This window comes from Marinobacter adhaerens HP15 (assembly GCF_000166295.1).
Lineage (GTDB): Bacteria > Pseudomonadota > Gammaproteobacteria > Pseudomonadales > Oleiphilaceae > Marinobacter > Marinobacter adhaerens.
In genome coordinates this window covers 1,985,187-2,003,991 of record NC_017506.1, presented here as the reverse complement: position 1 = coordinate 2,003,991, position 18,805 = coordinate 1,985,187, and the positions used below count along the sequence as shown (strand labels likewise).

General features: G+C 54.8%; 16 protein-coding genes, 1 other RNA gene, 1 pseudogene and 1 riboswitch. Of the genes and pseudogenes, 9 read left to right on the top strand and 9 right to left on the bottom strand.

The genetic code is table 11. The annotated features are described in order from the left end of the window. Nucleotides 1-41 precede the first annotated feature (41 nt). The 9 genes and pseudogenes from HP15_RS23055 to HP15_RS09385 all read right to left on the bottom strand — a co-directional run. Nucleotides 42-125, bottom strand: a pseudogene (locus HP15_RS23055) (PEP-CTERM sorting domain-containing protein); the annotation flags it as partial. Between the two features lie 576 nt (nt 126-701). Next, nucleotides 702-2,117: an archaeosortase/exosortase family protein gene (locus HP15_RS09420; protein WP_014577248.1), complete on the bottom strand. Its 1,416-nt coding sequence runs from the start codon at nt 2,115-2,117 to the stop codon at nt 702-704. Nucleotides 2,118-2,246: 129 nt separating this feature from the next. Next, complete coding sequence (locus HP15_RS09415; protein ID WP_041645247.1) at nt 2,247-3,041, bottom strand: PEP-CTERM sorting domain-containing protein; 795 nt, start codon at nt 3,039-3,041, stop codon at nt 2,247-2,249. Between the two features lie 32 nt (nt 3,042-3,073). Continuing rightward, nucleotides 3,074-3,148, bottom strand: a riboswitch (cyclic di-GMP riboswitch). 174 nt (nt 3,149-3,322) lie between these two features. After that, nucleotides 3,323-5,998 (bottom strand): tetratricopeptide repeat protein, encoded by a 2,676-nt coding sequence (locus HP15_RS09410; protein WP_014577246.1) that lies wholly within the window; start codon nt 5,996-5,998, stop codon nt 3,323-3,325. Between the two features lie 19 nt (nt 5,999-6,017). Then, nucleotides 6,018-7,376, bottom strand: coding sequence for a PEP-CTERM-box response regulator transcription factor (gene prsR / locus HP15_RS09405; RefSeq protein WP_257903074.1), 1,359 nt, complete (start codon nt 7,374-7,376; stop codon nt 6,018-6,020). A gap of 115 nt (nt 7,377-7,491) precedes the next feature. Beyond that, entirely contained in the window at nt 7,492-9,627 is a 2,136-nt protein-coding gene (prsK, locus tag HP15_RS09400) for an XrtA/PEP-CTERM system histidine kinase PrsK (RefSeq protein WP_014577244.1), read from the bottom strand. An 81-nt stretch (nt 9,628-9,708) separates the two neighbouring features. Continuing rightward, a complete protein-coding gene (locus HP15_RS09395) occupies nt 9,709-10,656 on the bottom strand; it encodes an SDR family oxidoreductase (RefSeq protein ID WP_014577243.1) in 948 nt (315 codons plus the stop codon). Further along, nucleotides 10,656-11,471 (bottom strand): lysophospholipid acyltransferase family protein, encoded by an 816-nt coding sequence (locus HP15_RS09390; protein ID WP_014577242.1) that lies wholly within the window; start codon nt 11,469-11,471, stop codon nt 10,656-10,658. Before HP15_RS09390 ends, HP15_RS09395 begins: the two co-directional genes overlap by 1 nt. After that, nucleotides 11,468-12,391, bottom strand: a complete 924-nt coding sequence (locus HP15_RS09385; RefSeq protein WP_041645245.1) for a D-hexose-6-phosphate mutarotase — start codon at nt 12,389-12,391, stop codon at nt 11,468-11,470. Before HP15_RS09385 ends, HP15_RS09390 begins: the two co-directional genes overlap by 4 nt. Before the next feature lie 118 nt (nt 12,392-12,509). On the opposite strand from HP15_RS09385, the gene HP15_RS09380 reads away from it, so the two are divergent. The 9 genes from HP15_RS09380 to HP15_RS09345 all read left to right on the top strand — a co-directional run bounded on the left by HP15_RS09380 (nt 12,510) and on the right by HP15_RS09345 (nt 18,793). Next, nucleotides 12,510-13,265 carry a 2OG-Fe(II) oxygenase gene (locus tag HP15_RS09380; protein WP_014577240.1) on the top strand — a complete coding sequence of 252 codons (756 nt, stop codon included), beginning with the start codon at nt 12,510-12,512 and terminating at the stop codon, nt 13,263-13,265. 101 nt (nt 13,266-13,366) lie between these two features. Continuing rightward, nucleotides 13,367-13,463: signal recognition particle sRNA small type (gene ffs / locus HP15_RS21930), an RNA gene on the top strand. 150 nt (nt 13,464-13,613) lie between these two features. After that, complete coding sequence (gene dnaX, locus HP15_RS09375) at nt 13,614-15,566, top strand: DNA polymerase III subunit gamma/tau (protein WP_014577239.1); 1,953 nt, start codon at nt 13,614-13,616, stop codon at nt 15,564-15,566. Between the two features lie 3 nt (nt 15,567-15,569). Then, nucleotides 15,570-15,893: a YbaB/EbfC family nucleoid-associated protein gene (locus HP15_RS09370; RefSeq protein ID WP_008171847.1), complete on the top strand. Its 324-nt coding sequence runs from the start codon at nt 15,570-15,572 to the stop codon at nt 15,891-15,893. A 31-nt stretch (nt 15,894-15,924) separates the two neighbouring features. Further along, nucleotides 15,925-16,527, top strand: coding sequence for a recombination mediator RecR (gene recR, locus HP15_RS09365; protein ID WP_008171846.1), 603 nt, complete (start codon nt 15,925-15,927; stop codon nt 16,525-16,527). A gap of 31 nt (nt 16,528-16,558) precedes the next feature. Continuing rightward, on the top strand, nt 16,559-17,716 hold the full coding sequence (locus HP15_RS09360) for a ribonuclease D (RefSeq protein WP_014577238.1): 1,158 nt from the start codon (nt 16,559-16,561) through the stop codon (nt 17,714-17,716). After that, entirely contained in the window at nt 17,713-18,006 is a 294-nt protein-coding gene (locus HP15_RS09355; RefSeq protein WP_014577237.1) for a YcgL domain-containing protein, read from the top strand. Before HP15_RS09360 ends, HP15_RS09355 begins: the two co-directional genes overlap by 4 nt. Further along, on the top strand, nt 18,003-18,449 hold the full coding sequence (locus HP15_RS09350; protein WP_014577236.1) for a YcgN family cysteine cluster protein: 447 nt from the start codon (nt 18,003-18,005) through the stop codon (nt 18,447-18,449). The genes HP15_RS09355 and HP15_RS09350 overlap by 4 nt, the downstream gene beginning before the upstream one ends. Further along, the gene (locus HP15_RS09345; protein ID WP_014577235.1) at nt 18,449-18,793 is read left to right on the top strand and encodes a hypothetical protein; all 345 of its coding nucleotides are present in this window, start codon (nt 18,449-18,451) and stop codon (nt 18,791-18,793) included. Before HP15_RS09350 ends, HP15_RS09345 begins: the two co-directional genes overlap by 1 nt. Nucleotides 18,794-18,805 lie beyond the last annotated feature (12 nt).

The following is an 18,805-nucleotide window of genomic DNA, read 5'->3' as shown; positions in this document are numbered from 1 at the left end:
CAGCGCAAGCTGGCTTTTTTCTGCCTGAAAACTGGGAGTAATCAGGCCTTACGGCGGCGGGCAGCGCCCAGACCGGCGAGACCAAGACCCAACAGGGCAAGTGTGCCAGGCTCGGGAACAGCTTCGGTTACTACAGAGAGAACTGACTTGCCTACGTAGAAGTCACCGCTAAGAGACTTAACCGTAACGTCGAGGTAGCCATCAGCATTCAGTGCACCCAGAGCTTCCGCTTCGAGGTTGCTGCCGAAATCAGCTGTGCCAAACTGGATGGTCCCGGTGTCAAAATCGAAATCTTCGATTTGAAACAGGATGGTTTCGAACAGGGAGAACCAGCCGTCACGATCGTCTGCGACGTCGATTTCCAGGGTGCCACTTACTGCGCTGCCCAATACGAATCCATCATCGTTAATATTGTGGGTGTAGGAGTGGCTGTCCCACATATTCAATTTCACTGCCTGGTTAACCGTGTCAGTGATCATGCCTGCCTGCGCGGTCGCAAAAGTCATGAATACGCCCGCAGCGACTCCTCCAATAAATTTGTTCATAGCATCACCTTCCTGTGTTTAGTGTCGTGTTGCAGTAGATAACAAAGCAATGGTGAGGCCAACATGAGTAAAGCTATATAAAACAGTAAGTAAGAGATTCCTTAGTGAGACAGTAGCCGGTCAGGTGTAAAACGGGTCGACAGGCCAGAATTGGATTCAGATATCAGTCTTGGCCTCAAAGGCAGCGATGCGGTCCAAAGCCTCTTCACAGGTTGAGGTTTTGCACGCGGCCTGCAGGGAAATCAGTGCAAACCGCGTTCTTCCACTGTAGATTGCTGGCAGTTGTAATAACTTGGCTTTGACGTAGGTATCTGTGCGGTAGGCGCCAATAGCGTAAATATGTGAGACAACTACCCTCTGAGGTGTGCTGATGCGCCTCCATATTTCCTTGCCTGGAGCTGGTGTCGCTTCCCTGAACCACATATCGCGATCCACGAGTGGGGGTAAGTAAGGGACGATCTTTTCCTCCGGAGAATGACGTTGGATCTGTGCCAGGGATACGTAAACCTCCGTGCCTTCCTCCATGAAGAATCTTTGTTCAAGTTGATCAGGCACCTGGAGAGATAAGGGAAGAGCGGGCGCACTTATCTCGCGTAAGTCAGCGCCTGTGATCGAGAGTGGAGATTCCTCTATCTCCCTCGACTGAACCATGAAAACCGCTCCTGACCCGGCTACCAGCGCGAACAAAATAAAACCAGAAGCGGAGTAGCTGATCACGTGATCATTACCGAACTGTAAAGTTTTTCGGCGCCTGACCGGAGCCAGAGCAAGCGCTGGCAGAATAAAGGCTGCGAACACGATCCAGCCGAACATCTCGTGTTCACGAACCAGGGAACTTTCCATATTTGTCCAGTCAGCTATTAGCACCAATGCAATGATACGGACCCAGTTAATAACCAGCGCCAAGACAATTGAGCAGGACATTATCATTGCCCAGCCTCGCCACCGATAGTCGTTCAGGATTGCCGTGAATGCTCCAAGCACCATTGCAATCGCGAGGAAGCCGATGCCTGAACAGCCATCTGCAATAACGAGTCTGCCGTAGGCGAGCGTAATGTTGCTGCCTTCAATCAGTGCGGTTATTCCCATGGCGCTGACTGCGCCCCCGACGACGACGGTGGCCACGTTCACCAGTATCGGAATGAGGTCAGCCCATATAGGCAGCGATAGGCTGAGCAGGAGCAGGTATGGGATGAGCTTCAGCGCGCCCCCGAGCCCTAGTAGGGTCCACGCGATTGCAAAAAGGCTGACTGGCAAGGTGAGATAGGCCAGCGTATCGATACGAACCAGTTCAAGTGCTGCCCACGCGGAAGTGACAAGAATGAGCAGTATTCCCCCAACAAGACGACTACAGAGCCCTTTTTCAGACCAGCGTGAGCTGCTATCCAGAGGTGGGTGGACAATAAGGAGGGCCAGATAGGCAATAGCTGTGGGTAGGCCGTGTGACATGGTCTGTTCCCACTTAAGCCAGATTTCAGCGAGCCTGGCCCATGAGGGATAGAAAATCACAACGGATGCGAGGGTGGCCAAGAGAAAAGGCCAAGCACGAGAAAGCCGGGGAACCAAAGTCATCCGTAACCTGAGAATCCTGTTATTGATTTACTGCAAAGAGTATCGCCTTATTCTTTTCTCGTCATTAGGTCTGGCCAGCAAAAACCCCACCGCGTGCACGGTGGGGTTTCTGGATAACGCTAGCGGGCCTTAGGCTTTGCGGCGCCGAACGACACCGAGGCCGAAAAGGCCGATCCCAAGAAGCGCAAGCGTTCCGGGTTCTGGAACCGGGACGATGTCCTCCACGTAGACCAGCATGTCGTTGTAGTCCATGTCTGATCCGTCCTCGAAACCAAGGATGTAGTCATCACTTTCCCAAAGTACGCATTTCTCAGGAGTATCTTCACTGCAGCCGTAGGTTATTTCGCTGCCTAGATTGATCCGCTGCCCCTTGCCCTGAATTGCAACAAATCGCTCAACGCCACCATTACGTTCGGCATCGGAATAGATTACCGGGGCGCCACCGCGACCCAGGTAGAAACCGAATTCCTCGCTGGCAAAGGTACCCTTTTTCTGATTGTTGACGTAAACGCTGTAGCTACCACCCGAGATGTCGAAACTGACTTGGGCGCGGTTGGCGTTGTCAGTTACGGGCCCGTTAAAGCCGCCACTGGTTGTAAAGCTGCCTTCGTCCGCACCGTTAAACAACTCGACGTAGTCGTCGCCGTTGTAGATGCCGAAAGACTGTTTGGACAGCATAGACGTGATTTCAATCAGAAAGGTTGCTGTGCTGTTGCTTCCGTCCGGGGAAGAGGTAAAAAATGGTTCGGTGCTTACATCATTGTTTTTGGTATCGCCGAGCACATTAACGCTGCTTCCCGAGACAATGAGATTGTCGTTGATAATCTCACTGAGATTCGCCTCAGAACCGTTGTTAATGAATGCTGCTTGAGCAGACATGGCGCTCAGACACGCTACAGCTAAAGTCGTTCTGGCCAATTTCATTGTACTGATACTCCGTCAAGGTGTAGTGCGTTCCGTGCAACCCGGCTATCTCAGAGAGATCCGTGGCTTTCCGTCCCCCTCTCGCGAGAGGTTTGGCGGCGGGGAAATGTCCCCACGTCGTCTGTTAAACAACATCCGTGCCAGAACGGAAAAACATATATAAAACAGTTGAGTGAAGAAGCCGTCAGATTGGTTGTGTAAAGCGGCTATGCATGAGATGTAAAAAAACCAGACACGCTTTCGAGTCTGGTTTCTTATCGATACGACATAGACAGTTAAGGCTATAATGCCCTGCGAATCTCGTCGAGGTGCTTTTTGAATTCTTCGTTATCCGGGGCCATTGCGAGCGCTCGTTGTAGTTGATCCATTGCTGCACGGTGTTGGCCATCGAGATGAAGAATCCAGCCATAGGTATCGAGAATCGCCGGGTTCTCAGGCTCAATCTCGGCAGCGCGAGCTGCGAATTCAAGTGCACGAGGGGTGTCTGTATCCCTTAATGCCCAGGCAAGATTGTTCAAAGCCGTTGTGTGGAGCGGATCCCGCTGTAAAACCTTTTGATAGTGATTTGCGGCCGCCATGATGTTGCCTTCGGTCATCAATTGATTCCCGCGGGAAAGGTTGGCCGGAACGCTATCAGGGACGAGATCAACCCATTTTGCTGTAAGTTCGTCGGTCTTCTCTTGCGCGACCTGGTTGGACAGCTGAACGAGCGCGGGAAGGACGGCAGGATCACCGCTCTCACTCCAAAATTTATAGAGGGTCTGAAAAGCTTCTTCAGCGCGATTATCAGCCTGTAGGATGGCGGCGCGTGCAGTGGTCACCGGGGCCGTTGCTCCGAAAACCTGCTCGACTTCCAATACCGCAGACTCAGCTGCCTCGATATTACCCTGTTGGGTGCGGATTCGTGCTGGTAACAGAGCAAACCCCTGATTTTCAGGGTTCAGTGCAAAAGCCTGCTGAGCCTTGTTGACCGCATCATCCCATTGTTCTGAGAGTGTTAGTTTCTGTGCTTCGGCAGCAAGCAGGTTGGCTTCAGCGGTCTTGAGAGACGCTGACTCTATTCCCTTGCCGACTTCTGCTAGCCGGGAACGGGCTGTCTCCAGTTCATCTTCGGATATCAGCCAAAGAATCTCTGTTGCGGCCAGAGCATCTGCCAATTCGGGTTCAGCCTGACTGACAGACTTGGTCCAGTCTTCAACGGCGGACTCGTTCTGATGGTTGGCGGCATGAAGCCGGGCAGCCCTGAACAACAACGGTAGTTTTGGCTCGGTTTGTTTGGCAGCTGCGACAAAGCTGTTGACGGCTTTGGCTGGTTGACCCGCCTCCTGGTATAGCTGGGCTAGCGTGATGTTTACTTCAATGCTCTCAGGGTTGGTGTCACGGAGGCCTTCCAACTTCTTGATTGCCTCTTCGGTATCACCAGTTCCTGCTAATGAAATCGCTGCAAGAAGCTGCGCAGAGCGGTTCTCGGGGTAGCCGTTCTCCAGAGACTGTTGCAACTCTCTAAGCTCCCCGGTTTGGCCCTCTCGGATAAGTAAACGCACGTAGGCCGCTGTGGTGGGCCAGTCGTCCGGTTTGTTTGCAAAGGCAATCCGAAGTTGTCCCAGAGCTTGCTCGGGCATCCCTTGGCCTTCGTAATAGTTGGCTAGGGCCAGTCGAAGACGAACGTTCTCGGGATTGAGGCTTAGGGCCCGGCTCAGACTGGCAACGCCCTCGGACTTCGTGTCTTCGAGACTCAGCGCCACCATGCCATGCATAGCCAGCAGCTCCGTGTCGTCGGGGCGGGCCTCAATTGCTCGAGCCAGCGTTGCATAGGCTTCCCGGCGCTCACCCTTGTCGATTCGAGCCATTGTTGTAAGCCGAATGAAGCGGGTGGGAGACGTTTCCGGATCAATATTCTGAGAAAGCAGATCCAGGCCCTCTTGAAGCCTGCCTTGTTGCAGATTTAGCGCGCCAAGGGTAAGAGCGATGCGTTCGTTATCCGGGTTTAACTGGAGCAGGTCCTGGAGGGTCTCAGAGGCCTCGTCGAAGCGACCTTCTTTAATCGCAGAAATCGCTGACTTTGCCTGATTCTCAAGATCGGAATCGGTATTTTCTGCAAGAACCCGGTTATAAACCTGTGCTTCGGTAACACGGCCCTGTTCCGTGAGCACTCGGGAAAGCAATGTCAGTGTTTGTCTTCGCACTGGCAGAAAAAAGTCAGAGTTGGGGAGAGCGCCCACAGCTGCCGTTAGCGCCTCCACAGCCGGCTCAAGGCGGTTCAGCGTGTAAAGTGCGCGCCCCTTTAACATCAAGACCTCGGAGCTTTCAGGGTATTCTGCGAGATAGGAGTCAGCCTCGGATACTGCTTTCTGAGGATTGTTCAGATGCAGGTAGGTTTTCAGGATCCCGGCAGTCGCCTTTTCCACTTGCCACCCCTCAGCAAGTGCCTTTTCGAATTGCTCAATGGCTGCCTGATAGTCGCCGGCGAGTCTCAGCGCGCCGCCTTGAACAACGGCGCCTCGACCTTTTTCCTCTGGGGTTTCAAGGTCGGCCAGTGCCAATGTTTCACGCGCAGATAAGTGTTTGCCTTGCCCAATGTAGGACTCTGCTAAGGGAAGCGCGATCTCGCCGGGCTGTTGATCCAGTCGCGGACCCAGGAGTGTCTCGACTTCTGGATAGGCACCCACACGAAGATAGAGATCAGAAAGGCGTAGAATGTAGTCTAGATTTTCCGGTTCCTGCTGGATGGCGTTTTTTATTTCCAGCATGGCGGATCTGTACTGCCCTTGCTCTGCGTAGGTCTCACTTCGATTAATGTGAGTGAGCCCTTCGGGCTCTGTTGAACCCCCGCCGCATCCGGCTAAAACCAGCGCTGCCACAAGGCTGGTGCCGATATACAGACCCTTGCAAAAGGTAATCACGCGCCCATGGTGGCGGTGTCGCTTGAACATGGGCAATGTAGTTACGTTGTTCATAGTAGTCCTGCCTGGCTCTTTAGCTCTCTGGTGAAGCTTCGGAGGTTTCGATGTTGTACTTATCGGTAAGGCTATAAATGGTGGGGCGTGTTATGCCAAGTAATCGGGCCGCCCTCGCCATATTGAATCCGCTGACCTGAAGTGCTTGGTTAAGCGCACGCCGCTCTGCGGTTTCTCGAATCTGGCGAAGGTTCAGGCATTTCTCATCTTGCGTTGATGTAGCTTGAAGGGACAGGTCTTCGGCAGTGACTCTTTTACCTTCGGCCATTATGATCGCGCGCTTGACCTTGTTGATCATCTCCCGCACATTCCCGGGCCAAGGATAGTTATTGACGGCGCTTATGGCGTCCTCGGCGAAGGACAGGTTGGGGCGGTCGAGCTCTTTCCCGATACTTTTCAGGAGTGATTGGGCGAGAACCAGGGCATCGCCATCACGATCCCTCAGAGCAGGGACGTCAAGCGTGATTTCGCTAATGCGGTAGTACAGATCCTCCCGGAATTCGCCGCCTTCAATAAGCTGGTTCAGATTCCGGTGGGTCGCACATATAACCCGTACATCAACTGAAATTGGTTCGATCGCACCAACGCGATCAATCATCCGTTCCTGAAGAAATCTGAGCAATTTTGCCTGCAGCGCGAAAGGCATGTCCCCTATCTCGTCAAGAAAAAGCGTGCCACCGTTGGCAGACTCTATTTTGCCCTTTTTGTTCTGTGTTGCGCCGGTAAAAGCGCCTTTTTCGTAGCCGAATAGCTCGCTTTCCAAGAGGGCTTCAGGTATTGCTGCGCAATTAATGGCCGCGAAGGGCTTTGAGGCTCGAGGGCTGAGATCATGCAGTGCCCGAGCGAGCAGCTCCTTGCCGGTTCCGGTTTCACCGTTTATGAGTGTAGTAACGTCAGTCGGCGCGATTTTCTCTAGCGTCCGGCAAACCTGAAGCATTTGCGGGCTGGCTGCGACAATACCTTTGATATTGGTGGCGTTCTGCTGGTTCGCCAGTTCGCGATTCTCGCGCTCAAGTTCATAAAGCCGAAAAGCTCGGTCTACGACAAAGGTCAGGATGTCTGCATCCAGAGGCTTTTGGTAAAAGTCTGATGCGCCCATTCCAATGGCCTTGACAGCATTCTCCTTGTCTTCGCGACCGGTAACAACGATGATTTTTGTTAGTGGCGCGAGCCTGAGAATTTCTTCCAGAAGACTGAATCCCTCAGAGGCTCCTCCTGGGTCAGGGGGGAGGCCTAGATCCAAGGTCACTACATTGGGCTCTTCTCGTCGCAGGAGTGCCAATGCGGATTCACGATCCGACGCTAGGCTTACTTCCAGATCATCGCTGAAGCACCAGCGCATTTGGCTCTGGAGCCCCGGGTCGTCTTCTACGATCAAGAGTCGTCTAGTCACAACAGCATCAAATCCTTTTTTGGAGTTTCCCTTGTAAAGATTCTTAACCGAACGTTGACACTTTGCAATGCTCGATGGAATTTATTGAAGTGGACGCCGACTAATTGACGCTCTCCTTTGAGTGGTCCGCGTCATGATCTGGTCGATATGTTTGTTCAGTCAGTTGTACCGCCTTTTCGAATGCAAGGGGGATTCGCACAGAGAAACATGACCCAACCCCGGGCTCGCTTGTAACATCGATACTTCCCCCAATTTTCCGTATGTATTCCCTAGCCTGATAAGCGCCAATACCCATGCCCGTCAGACCTTTGGTGCTTTCAAAAGGTTTGAATAATTGGTCACTGATGAATTCTTCTGTCATTCCTGAGCCTGTGTCTTGAATGAACAGAACTACGGAGCCTTTGGATGTCTTGATTGTAAGAGTGATTTCCCCTGTCTGCGGTGTCGCGTCCTGTGCGTTCTGAATCAGATGGCCCAGTACGCTGCGGAGATGCTCAGTATCAGCTTTAATGATCGCTTCTGGTGGAGAGCCGACAACATGCGGCGCTGGCGTCCGATGCTGATAATGCGTCACCAAGTGCTGAACCAAATGTGTCAGGTTGATCGGTTCAAGATTGACCTTTTCTTCTGTATGAGGTTTGCGAATGTGATCTACCAGATTCGACATTTTCCTCACAGCGTGTTCAGTTGTATTGATCATATCGTCAATGAATGCAGGGTTATTGCGATGCTTTGGCGCATTTTTCACCAGCAGTGACAACTGGGCAATCACGGTTTTCAGGTCATGAACCATAAAAGAGGACGCCTTGCTTACGGCTTCAAACTGCATCGCACGGGATAATCTGTATTGAGCATCGGCTTGGGCGAGCAGGTTGCAGGTCTGCCGAGCCACGACCTTAATGAGGTCAAAGTTTTCCCAATTGAGCTCTACGCGGGCGTATGGGTTGCCGACAAGAGCCATCCCATAGAGCTCATTGCCCAAATAAAGAGGAATGATCAGCCAGCAGTCAGGAGTTTTTGCTATTGCGTCAGGAATTTCCAAAAGGTTGTAGCTGACCGGATCTGCCTTGTATTCATGTAAGTCGACAATCCACTCACGGTCCCGAAAAAAGCGAACCAGCTCGGAGTTGCCCTCGATCATGGTGTATTTGGGTGTCGAAAGATTGACCGAAGCTTTGAGAACGTAAGCATCCTGCTCGCCAATGAGCCAAATCGCACCCGCGTTACTCTCAACTAGTCCCGCGAGAATCCTTATGACGCGCTGGGGTAGAGGAGGGTCGTCACTGAGGTCGGCAAGCTCCCGCGTCATTTTCAGCCATTCTTCGCGGTAGTCGTATTTGTAGTCAAAAAAGTTTTGGCTGATCAATACCATCAGTTTGGAACGGATGCGCCTCGAGAGAAGGAGCGTAGTCAGGAAAACAAGCGAAATCGTGAAAAATAGAACCTGAAGCGCGTCGCCCCATTGCCCACCCAGGGTTCGAACATAATAGCCACCGAGGGCAAGAAACAGCAGATAGCCACCGGCAAATATCAGTGTTCCACCATGAAAAACTGCCGAGCGGGACAAGTGAAAATCAACGGGCTGCCTGCGGGTGTTGATAACATTGACCGCGAATAGCGGTGTCAGTAGAGCATTTACAAAACCGCGAGCGTTCCAGAACGATTCCGCAACATGCCCAAAGAGGAGGGCATCGGAATACATAAAGAAATCGAAGGCGAAGATAGTCCCCGCGCCAATGCACATGTATTTTATACTTGATCTTCCGAAACTGGGGGAATTGCGCCAGATTTGCTCGATGAGAGACAGGCCTAGCAGGGAAAGTCCGATTTGGCCGAGAAGTTTGATTTTCCCGCTAGCCATGGCCATATCAGTGAAATTTTCGATGAGCCCGATTCCGAGCAGAACCAAAAGTAGCACGCCCGCGCTTGCGCCCAGAATCTGCTTTACTTTGCCGGTGAGCTTATTCTCCCTCAGTCCGTCTTTCAGCAACGCAAAGAGCAGGTAAATCCAGGCGGCATCCCGAAGCAATTCAATCAAATATCTCAGGTTAAAGCCCGGATAGCCCCAAATGCTCTGACTTACGAGCGAACACGCCCAAACGGCCGTAACGGTTGAGGCAAGCGCAAGAGCGCGGTCGACTCCGCGACGAAGGTATCGTGCCGCCACCAAAATCGCCAGAAGTCCGAACGTAATCGCCGCCAGCGAGTAGCTGAGTACGTCCATGTTGCTGAACATGCCAGAGTGCCTCGTGAAGAAGTCCTTTCCAAAGAATAGCTCTGTTTAGTTCCCAGCGTAACTTATGTAGCCGCTGTGGACCTAAACCGGCCTCTTGTTCTCCCGATAAAACCGGAAAATCTCCTTTAGCGGCCGCTTCGGCTCAAATCCGAACTCATTAACAAACGCCCGCCCATCAATCACCACCGGGTACTTGAAGAACGCCATCAGATAGGACGGAAAGCTCTTCAGTTTCAAGGTGCCGAGTATCATCTTCGGAACCATCGGTGGAATGGAAGGCACCTGGATTCGCTTGCAGCCACATAGCTTTAGTGCGTGCTGGTAAGCCACCCAGTCCTGCGGCGCGACGTTGAACACGCCACGTGTCGGTTTTTTATACGCCAGCACAATGGCGTCGGCCATGTCATCGATATGGATAAACTGCATCATGGGCGAAAAGCCCGCCAGCACCGGAGCCCGTTCGCTGCCCAGCAGGGTGCTTATGGTGTTGCGCACGCCCGGCCCGACGATATTGCAGGGTCGCAGAATGGTGATGTTCAGTTCCGGGTAGCGCCACAGATAGATGTTGGCCAGGTTCTCCAGTTCCACGGAGTCAATCAGGTCGGCGCTGAGCCCTGCGCTCTTGAGCGGTGCCGCTTCGTCGATAAGTGCTGGGTTGTAGGCCACCGCTCCGTAGACATGGAACGTTGAAAGCACGACCACTCGTTTGATGCCGTACTTGTGGCTCAGGTCCAGAAGCTTCTGGGTGCCGAGCACGTTGGCGTTGTAGCGCCGCATGCGGGTGAGCTGGCTGGACATAATCCGGCCCATGTGGATCACGCCATCAAACTCATAGCGCCGGAACAGATCCTCGAACACCCTCTTGTTGAAATCGATGCAGTAGCTGGGGATGTCGTCGCCCAGGTAGACCTGTTCGCGGAAATCCACGGCGACCAGGTCGCAGGTATCCCGAAGCTGTTCGATAACTTTCTGGGCGAGGGCGCCGGCGGCACCGGTGATCAGAATGTGCGGTCTGCGTTGTTCGCTCATCAGAAAAGCCTTTTCCTTTCGCTCAGTCCCTTGTCGATCAGCCGGCTGATTTCCGCCTTGACCTTCTCTACGCGTTCTGTGACCTGTTCTTCGGGAATTTCAAGGTCGTCGAAGTACATCGGGGCTCCGAAGTTCAGGTGAACTTTTGCCGGCAGCACCACGGGCATGGCGACCGGGGCATAGGGAATGCCCAGGGCTTTTGCCAGGGGCTTTATGTTGGCGATGGCCGGGATGGTTTCCTCGCAACCCACCACGCCAACGGGCACGATCGGCGCCTTGTACTTCATGGCCAGGTGCATGAAGCCGTTGCCAAACCGTTTGAGCTGGTAGCGGTCGTGGTAAAGCTTGCCCGAACCTCGAATGCCCTCGGGGAAAACAATCACGGCTTCGTTATTCGCGAGCATCTTGGCGCAGTTGACCGGGTCTCCAAGTACAGCGCCAACTTCATTCAGCAAATTGCCCAGCCAGGGCACGGTTGGAAAAAAGCGTTCAATCATGGCCCTTGGAATGCGGGCATCTTTTTCCCGGGAGGCAAGGGCATAGCCAATCAGCAAGCCGTCGATAGGGAGCTGGCCACTGTGATTGGCAATAATGAGGACCGGCCCCTCGGCGGGAATGTTTTCCACCCCGTGCGCCTGTACCCGGAAGTACTTTTCGTAAATCTGTTTGGTGAGCGAAAGCCCGTACTTCATGGCTTCGTTGTTATAGCCCCATGGGTCGTAGCCCAGGCTCCCGATGGGTTTGCGGATGCGGTTGATATGTTGATCCAGTTCCGCGGGAACGAGTCGGGATTTCAGAAACGATGCCAGGCTCATGATTTCCTTCCAATGAATACGCCTAATGTGTGGCTTTGCCCGTTATTAAGCACCCGATAATCGCTGGCTGCATTGGCGGTTTCGACGCACAGCATGGACTGCCAGGCCGTATCGGGAAAATCCGATAGCTTGGCCGCCTTGGCCGGACCGGGGTTCCAGACCACAGTTGAGTCACTTCCTACGGCCGAGAGCTTGCGGCCAGTTCGGGGTGTCACGATCGTCAGGGTTTCGCCGCTCTCATAGATGCGGTCCGTTTCGCCGTCGAAATACACAGGGCCTTCCTGGTTGCGGTATTCCCAGTTATCCAGGGTGTCGATGTACTGGCTGTTTCCGAGACCCAGCACACGAGTCCGGGTTATGTCGCTGGTCGGCAAATAAGTATGGAGCGCCTGGGTAAAGGCCAGCGGATCGTTCCCCAGGTTCGTGGTCGTCAAAGCCAGTTGGCATCCGCGGATGGAGAAGCTGAAGGTGAGCAGGGCGAGCGCATGCCCGATCCAGACATCACTGAAATCTTCATTGGCATCCAGGGACAGGCTGATTTCCACTTCGTGGGCGTTCTCCCGGACATCTTCCAGTTTCCAGAGCGCGGTACGGGCAAACCCGTGGGCTTGGTCGGTCTGGATGCGTTTCCGCACTTCCGGCGCGTTGCGGGCCGGATCGCCAAACCAGGGCCAGCACACGGGGATGCCGCCGCGGATGGCTCGACCGGGTTCGTACCGGGCCGCTGGGCTCATCCAGAGCCAGTCAGATTCATCCTGAGGTTTGAAGCTTGCCAGGTGAGCGCCCTGAATAAACACGGTGGCCTGGAATAAAGGATGGTGGACCTCGAGAGCTTCCAGTTGCCCGATTGTTTTCCAGCGCGTGAAGGACCACTGGCCCGGCGAAAGTGAGAGCGGTGGCCTGTTACTGCTTTCTGACATGGTTAGCTACTGAGTGAAACCGGTTAAGTGTATTTGCCTACACAGAGAGTAAATTAAAACTGCCGCTGCGGCGACAATTGCGCCTAAAATACGCTCAAATTCAGTACGAGGCCTGCCGATGGAAACGCCGGTAATCATTCCGATCCATGATCCCCTTATCTCACCTTTGCACAGCGCCCAGGATGCGGTGGCGGGCAGTGATGTCCAGTCGATGGATCTCACGCCGGAGCAACAGGAGCCGGTGTCTGAGGACTGGCTGGATGAACTGGCTTCAGGGCTGAGCGAGCACGGCTGGATGTCGCTGGATGTGAGGTCGCGGCTGGGCGCCAACCTATTGGCGGCGCTGAAACAGGAAGTGCAGATTCTGGATCGTACCGATGCCATGAAAAAAGCTGGCATCGGGCGCGGGAGTGATCTGGTGCGAGACCGGTCGGTGCGGCGCGACAAGATTGCCTGGCTGCAAGGCATTACAGCTCCTCAGGCCGCGCTGTTCGAGTTTTTCGAGTCCATTCGCCAGGGTCTGAATCAAAGGCTGTTTCTCGGGCTGAAGCGATTCGAGACTCATTATGCTACGTACCATTCAGGTGATTTCTATAAACAGCATCTGGACAGCTTTAAGGGCAGGGCATCCCGGGTGGTGAGTCTGGTGCTTTATCTGAATGAAGATTGGCAGGCAGCCGACGGTGGCGCGCTTCAGGTTTTCAACCGGGACAACGATCAGGAAGTGTGCGGAACCGTGTTGCCCGAGGCAGGACGAATGGCCTTGTTCATGAGCGAGGAAATTCCTCACGAGGTGTTACCGGCAAACCGCACTCGCTACAGTCTGGCCTGCTGGTTCCGACAGGATGAAGTGCCGCTGCCTTTACAAGGATGATGCTGACGGGCGTGCTGATTTGTCATTGTAGTGTGCAAACCCTTTTGCTAATATGCGCGCCGCTTTCGGGGAATTGTCCCGGAACGCCGTTATGGTGGCTCCATTGGTGCCTCCGCAACATGAAACCGTGAACCCGGTCAGGCCCGGAAGGGAGCAGCCGCAGCGGTGGAATTGTGTGCCGGGGTGTCGCTGATGGAGTCACCCCCAGTTTCCTCTCCTCTCCTGTTTTTCTTCTGATTATCCTTGATAGCCATGAACTTGTGAGCGCGCTTCCGGAATCAAGTCTGCTTCTTCTGGATCTTTGTCCGTGCTAAGGTTAAAGCCGTTTTTCACTGCAGTTGGCGGAACATGAGCTACCAGGTACTTGCCCGTAAATGGCGCCCACGCACTTTTGAGGATATGGTGGGCCAGGAACACGTGCTCCAGGCGTTAATTCACGCCCTGGAAAGCCAGCGTCTTCATCATGCTTATCTGTTCACGGGGACCCGTGGGGTAGGCAAGACCACCATTGGGCGTCTGCTTGCACGCTGCCTCAACTGCGAAACCGGCGTAACCCCGAACCCCTGTGGTGAATGCTCGAGCTGCCAGGAGATTCAGGAAGGCCGGTTTGTGGATCTGATTGAAATCGACGCCGCGTCCCGGACCGGCGTTGATGATATGCGTGAGCTGACGGATAACGTCCAGTATGCGCCCACGCGTGGCCGCTACAAAGTGTACCTCATTGACGAGGTGCACATGCTGACGAACCAATCGTTCAACGCTTTCCTGAAGACCCTTGAAGAACCGCCGGAACACGTCAAGTTCCTGCTGGCAACGACCGATCCCCAGAAACTGCCGGTCACAGTGCTCTCACGGTGCCTGCAGTTTAATCTCAAACGCATGACGCCGGAGCACATCGCAGGCCATCTGCGTCATGTACTGGGTGCCGAGGAAATTCCATTTGAGGAACCGGCCCTGTGGCTCCTGGCCCGGGCTGCGGACGGCAGTATGCGCGATGCCTTGAGCCTCACCGATCAGGCTATCGCCTTTGGCAACCAGAAGCTGTCCGCCAGTGATGTCAGTAATATGCTGGGGACCATTGATCAGCGGGATATTGAACGCATTGTGAATGCACTCGTTGAAGGCGACGGCCCGGCCTTGCTGGCGGAAATCAGCCGGATTTCGGACTTTGCACCGGATTACAGTGTGATCCTCGCCGATCTGCTATCGCTCTTTCACCGGGTGACCATGGAACAGGTGGTTCCGGGCAGTGCCGATAACGCCCTCGGCGATGCCGAGCAGGTCCAGGCGCTGGCTCGCAAGCTCAGTGCCGAGGATGCCCAGCTTTTTTACCAGTCTGCGCTGATTGGGAGGAAAGACCTTACCATTACGCCGGATGCCCGGATGGGTTTCGAAATGACCCTGCTCCGGATGCTTGCCTTCCGCCCCGGGGCTGACCGGCGAGAGCCGCCGGCCATAAGCTCCGGTGGTCAGTCTGCCGCTTCCGAGCCACGGGATGAGCCCGACCCGGCGCCGACCCCACAGGTAGAGCAAAAACAGCCGGAACCGCAGCCGCAAGGTTCTGAACCGGTAACGGAAATGGCCGCAGAGCCGGCTCAAGAGGCCAGCGAACTCCCTGGACAGCCGGAGCCGGAACCCGAATCCACGCCTGAGCCTGAACCCGAGATGCCGGCCGCTCCACCCGTTGCGGATGAGGATGCATCCTGGCTAGCCAGTCTGGATGCCCAGGCCGAGGCGGCTGGAGAGTATGAAGAAAGCTATCCTTTAAACGACGAAGCTCCTGTTACCGAAGAGCCAGCACCTGCAGTTAGCGCGGAGCCAGTTGAGCAGGCGGCCCCGGCTCCGGAACCCGCGTTTGTGGAGTCCGATCCAGCGATGGAACCTGCAGTTGAGCAGGCGCCTGAGCCTGAGGGCGAATTCGTCTGGCACCGTGATTTCCGGAGTCTTGGCATTGTGGGCATGCCCGGTAATCTTGCCAGTCACGGCGCCATGTCCCGCGATGGCGATGTGATTACGCTGACCATTGATGAGGGGCACGCCCGGCTGTTGAACAGCAGGCACGAGGAAAAGATTCTGGCTGCCTTGAGAAACCGCTTTGGCGACTCCATTCAGTTACGTACAGAGCAGGGCAATCCCGGGCCAGACACCCCTGCGGCTTATGAGGAACGCCAGAGAAAGGCGCGCCAGGAAGCCGCAGAGGCGTCCATTCACAGGGATCCGGTCGTAAAGTCTATTGTTGAACGATTCGAGGCGCGGGTAGTGGAAGACAGTATCCGGCCGGCAGAGACAAGCAGGAGATAAGCTATGATGAATAATATGGGCGACATGATGAAAAAAGCCCAGAAAATGCAGGAAGAGATGCAGAAGGCTCAGGAAGAAATCGCCAAGGCCGAAGTGACTGGCGAAGCCGGAGCCGGCCTTGTCAAAGTCACCATGAACGGCCGTCACGACGTTCGTAAAGTGGACATAGACTCGTCCCTGATGACTGAGGAAAAAGATATTCTGGAAGACCTTCTGGCCGCTGCGGTGAACGATGCCGTGCGGCGCGTCGAGGAAAACCAGAAAGAGAAAATGTCCGGTATGATGTCCGGCATGGGCCTGCCGCCCGGTTTCAAGATGCCGTTCTGAATTCCATCCTGCAGCCGTTCGAGGACCTTTCATGGCATTCAGCCCGCTGGTTGATGAGCTTGTAGAATCCCTTCGTTGTCTTCCCGGAGTCGGCCAGAAAACGGCCCAGCGCATGGCTTTCCATCTGCTGGAGCGTGGTCGTTCCGGCGGCACCCGACTTTCTGAGGCGCTGAGCCAGGCCATGAGCGGTGTCCGGCGGTGTGAAAGCTGCCAGAACTTTGCTGACACCGAGATCTGCGGGATCTGTGAAAATCCCCAGCGGCGCACGGGCACCCTGTGCGTAGTGGAAAGCCCTTCAGATCTTCTGGCCATTGAGCAGGCGGGTGACTATCGCGGCGGCTATTTCGTCCTGATGGGTCATCTTTCACCGATTGATGGCGTTGGACCGGAGGAAATCGGCATTGAACGTCTGCTGAAGCGGATCCGCGACGAAGGCGTGACTGAGCTGATTCTGGCGACCAACCCGACGGTGGAAGGTGAGGCTACGGCTCACTACATCGCCGATCGCCTTGATGGCCAGGGCATCCTGATAACCCGTCTGGCCCATGGCATACCGGTGGGTGGAGAGCTCGGTTACGTCGATGGCTTTACCCTGACTCACGCATTCCGCGGTCGCAAACCGCTGTCCGATTGAATCTGACCGAATAAACCTACCAGGCACGTTTATGGATATTTCCGCCCAGGCCGCTGTGGCAGTTGACGTTCCCCCGGCTCCGACCAGGATTGACTGGATCCGGGAACCACAAGCACTGGACAAATGGCTGGATCGGGCACCGGGCAAGCCCCTGGCGCTGGACACCGAATTTGAGCGGGTAAACACCTTTTACCCGATACCGGGGTTGGTTCAGTTGGGCCTCGACGGCGAGTTTTGCCTGGTGGACCCTTCCGTTGCCGAGCAGTCCGGACGATTTCGGGAAGTCCTGGCGGACCCGGACACTCCAAAGCTTCTTTACGCCATGAGCGAAGATCTGGAACTTTTTCGCCAGTGGCTGAATCTTCAACCTGCCGGTGTCATTGATCTTCAAATCGGGGCCGCAATGGCCGGAGCAGGGTTCTCCCTGGGTTACGCGAGGCTGGTGGAAACCCTGTTCGGTGAGACTCTGGACAAGTCCGCCACCCGCTCTGACTGGCTGGCGAGACCGCTGAGCGATGCTCAGCAACGCTACGCGATTGACGATATCCGTTTTCTGGAGCCGATGTACCATTGGGTCAGTGCATTACTTCGCGATCGCGGTCTGGAAGCGGCTCTGGTTGAGGAATCGGCGCGCTTTGCCAATGAACTGGCAGGGCAGGAGGATCCCGACAACCATTACCTGAAACTGCGGGCCGGATGGACCCTCTCGGCTCAGCAACAGGGTGTTCTCAAGGAACTGGTGCGCTGGCGTGAGCGGGAGTGCCAGCGGCGGGACCGGCCAAGGAACCGTGTGCTGGCAGATGCACTGTTGATTGCCATCGCGGAAAGGCTGCCGGCGTCCGTGAAGGAACTTTCCAACATTCAGGGAGTACCATCCGGCGCAGTCCGTCGGTACGGCGATACCCTGATTGAACTTGTTAGCCGGGGATCGACCGCGGATAATTCGTCCCTTGAGAGGATTGCGCCACCGTTGTCCCGGGATCAGCAGGGATTCTTTAAACAGTTAAAGCGTCTTTTCAGGAATGCGGCAGAAGATGCTGATATTCCAATGGAATTGTTAGCGCCGAGAAAGCGTTTGGAAAAAGTTGTACAGCAACCGGACCTCGCGCAACACGATTTTTTCCAGGGCTGGCGGGCGCAGATTCTTGCTCCGGTTCGCGCTGATATCGAGGAATTACTGAAGTCATGAAAGAGCGGGAATTTGTCTCTGTTTTCCGGAGCAGCAAAAAGAAGGATACCTACCTTTTTGTTCGGCGCGGACAGAAGTGGGAGGAGCTTCCCGAGAGCCTCCGGGGTATTTTCGGTCAGCCGGTTCATTCCATGGATCTGGTCCTGACGCCCGACCGCAAGCTTGCGAGAACTACCGGAAAGCAGGTTCTGGAAGCCATTGGCGAGAAAGACTTTTTTCTGCAAATGCCGGAAGAGCAGGAAGGGTACGTGGTGGACTTCAAGCGCAGACTGGATCAGCGCAATCCATGATTGCCCAGGTGCCGTTCTGGCAACGTAAGCGCCTGCATGAAATGACGCCTGAAGAATGGGAGTCTCTTTGCGACGGTTGCGGGAAGTGTTGCCTGAACAAACTGGAAGACGAAGACACCGGCGAGGTCTACCACACCGATCTGGTGTGTCGTTATATGAACGAAGAGACCTGCCAGTGCACCGTTTACGAAGAGCGGCTCAAGAAGGTGCCGGGTTGCACGGTACTGACACCCGGTACCGTCAACGACTACCATTGGTTGCCGTACACCTGCGCTTACCGCACCCTGGCTGAAGACCGGCCGCTGGCCGATTGGCATCCCTTGCGAAGCGGGGATCCGGATTCGGTACACGAAGCAGGCGTTTCGATCCGTCACAAGGTGATTTCAGAAGACCGCGTGCCGGAAGAAGACTGGGAAGAACATATCATTCACTGGATCCTGTAATGATTGATACCGATGCACAAATGGCCTATGGGATTTTCTGGGCCGCCTACGCTATAGCCTTTGTCGTGTTCTTTTACATGATGAAGAGCCTGATCCGTTTTCTACCTTTTTATGGAGTGCGGACCCTGATTCTCGCCGCCCTGGTGGCTTTGCTGCTCACGCCGGTTGAATCACCCGATCTGGCCGGTTGGTGGATTCCCGCCTGGCTGTTCGGCGGCTACGAAATGATTCTTGGCGACGCCGACGCTTCAGGTCGGGCCATGTTCAACCTGGGGCTCGCCGGCTTGGTCATGCTGCTGGTCTGGGTGTTGGATCTGGTTCGCTATCGTCTTGTTCGTAAATAGCGCGAAAAAGAA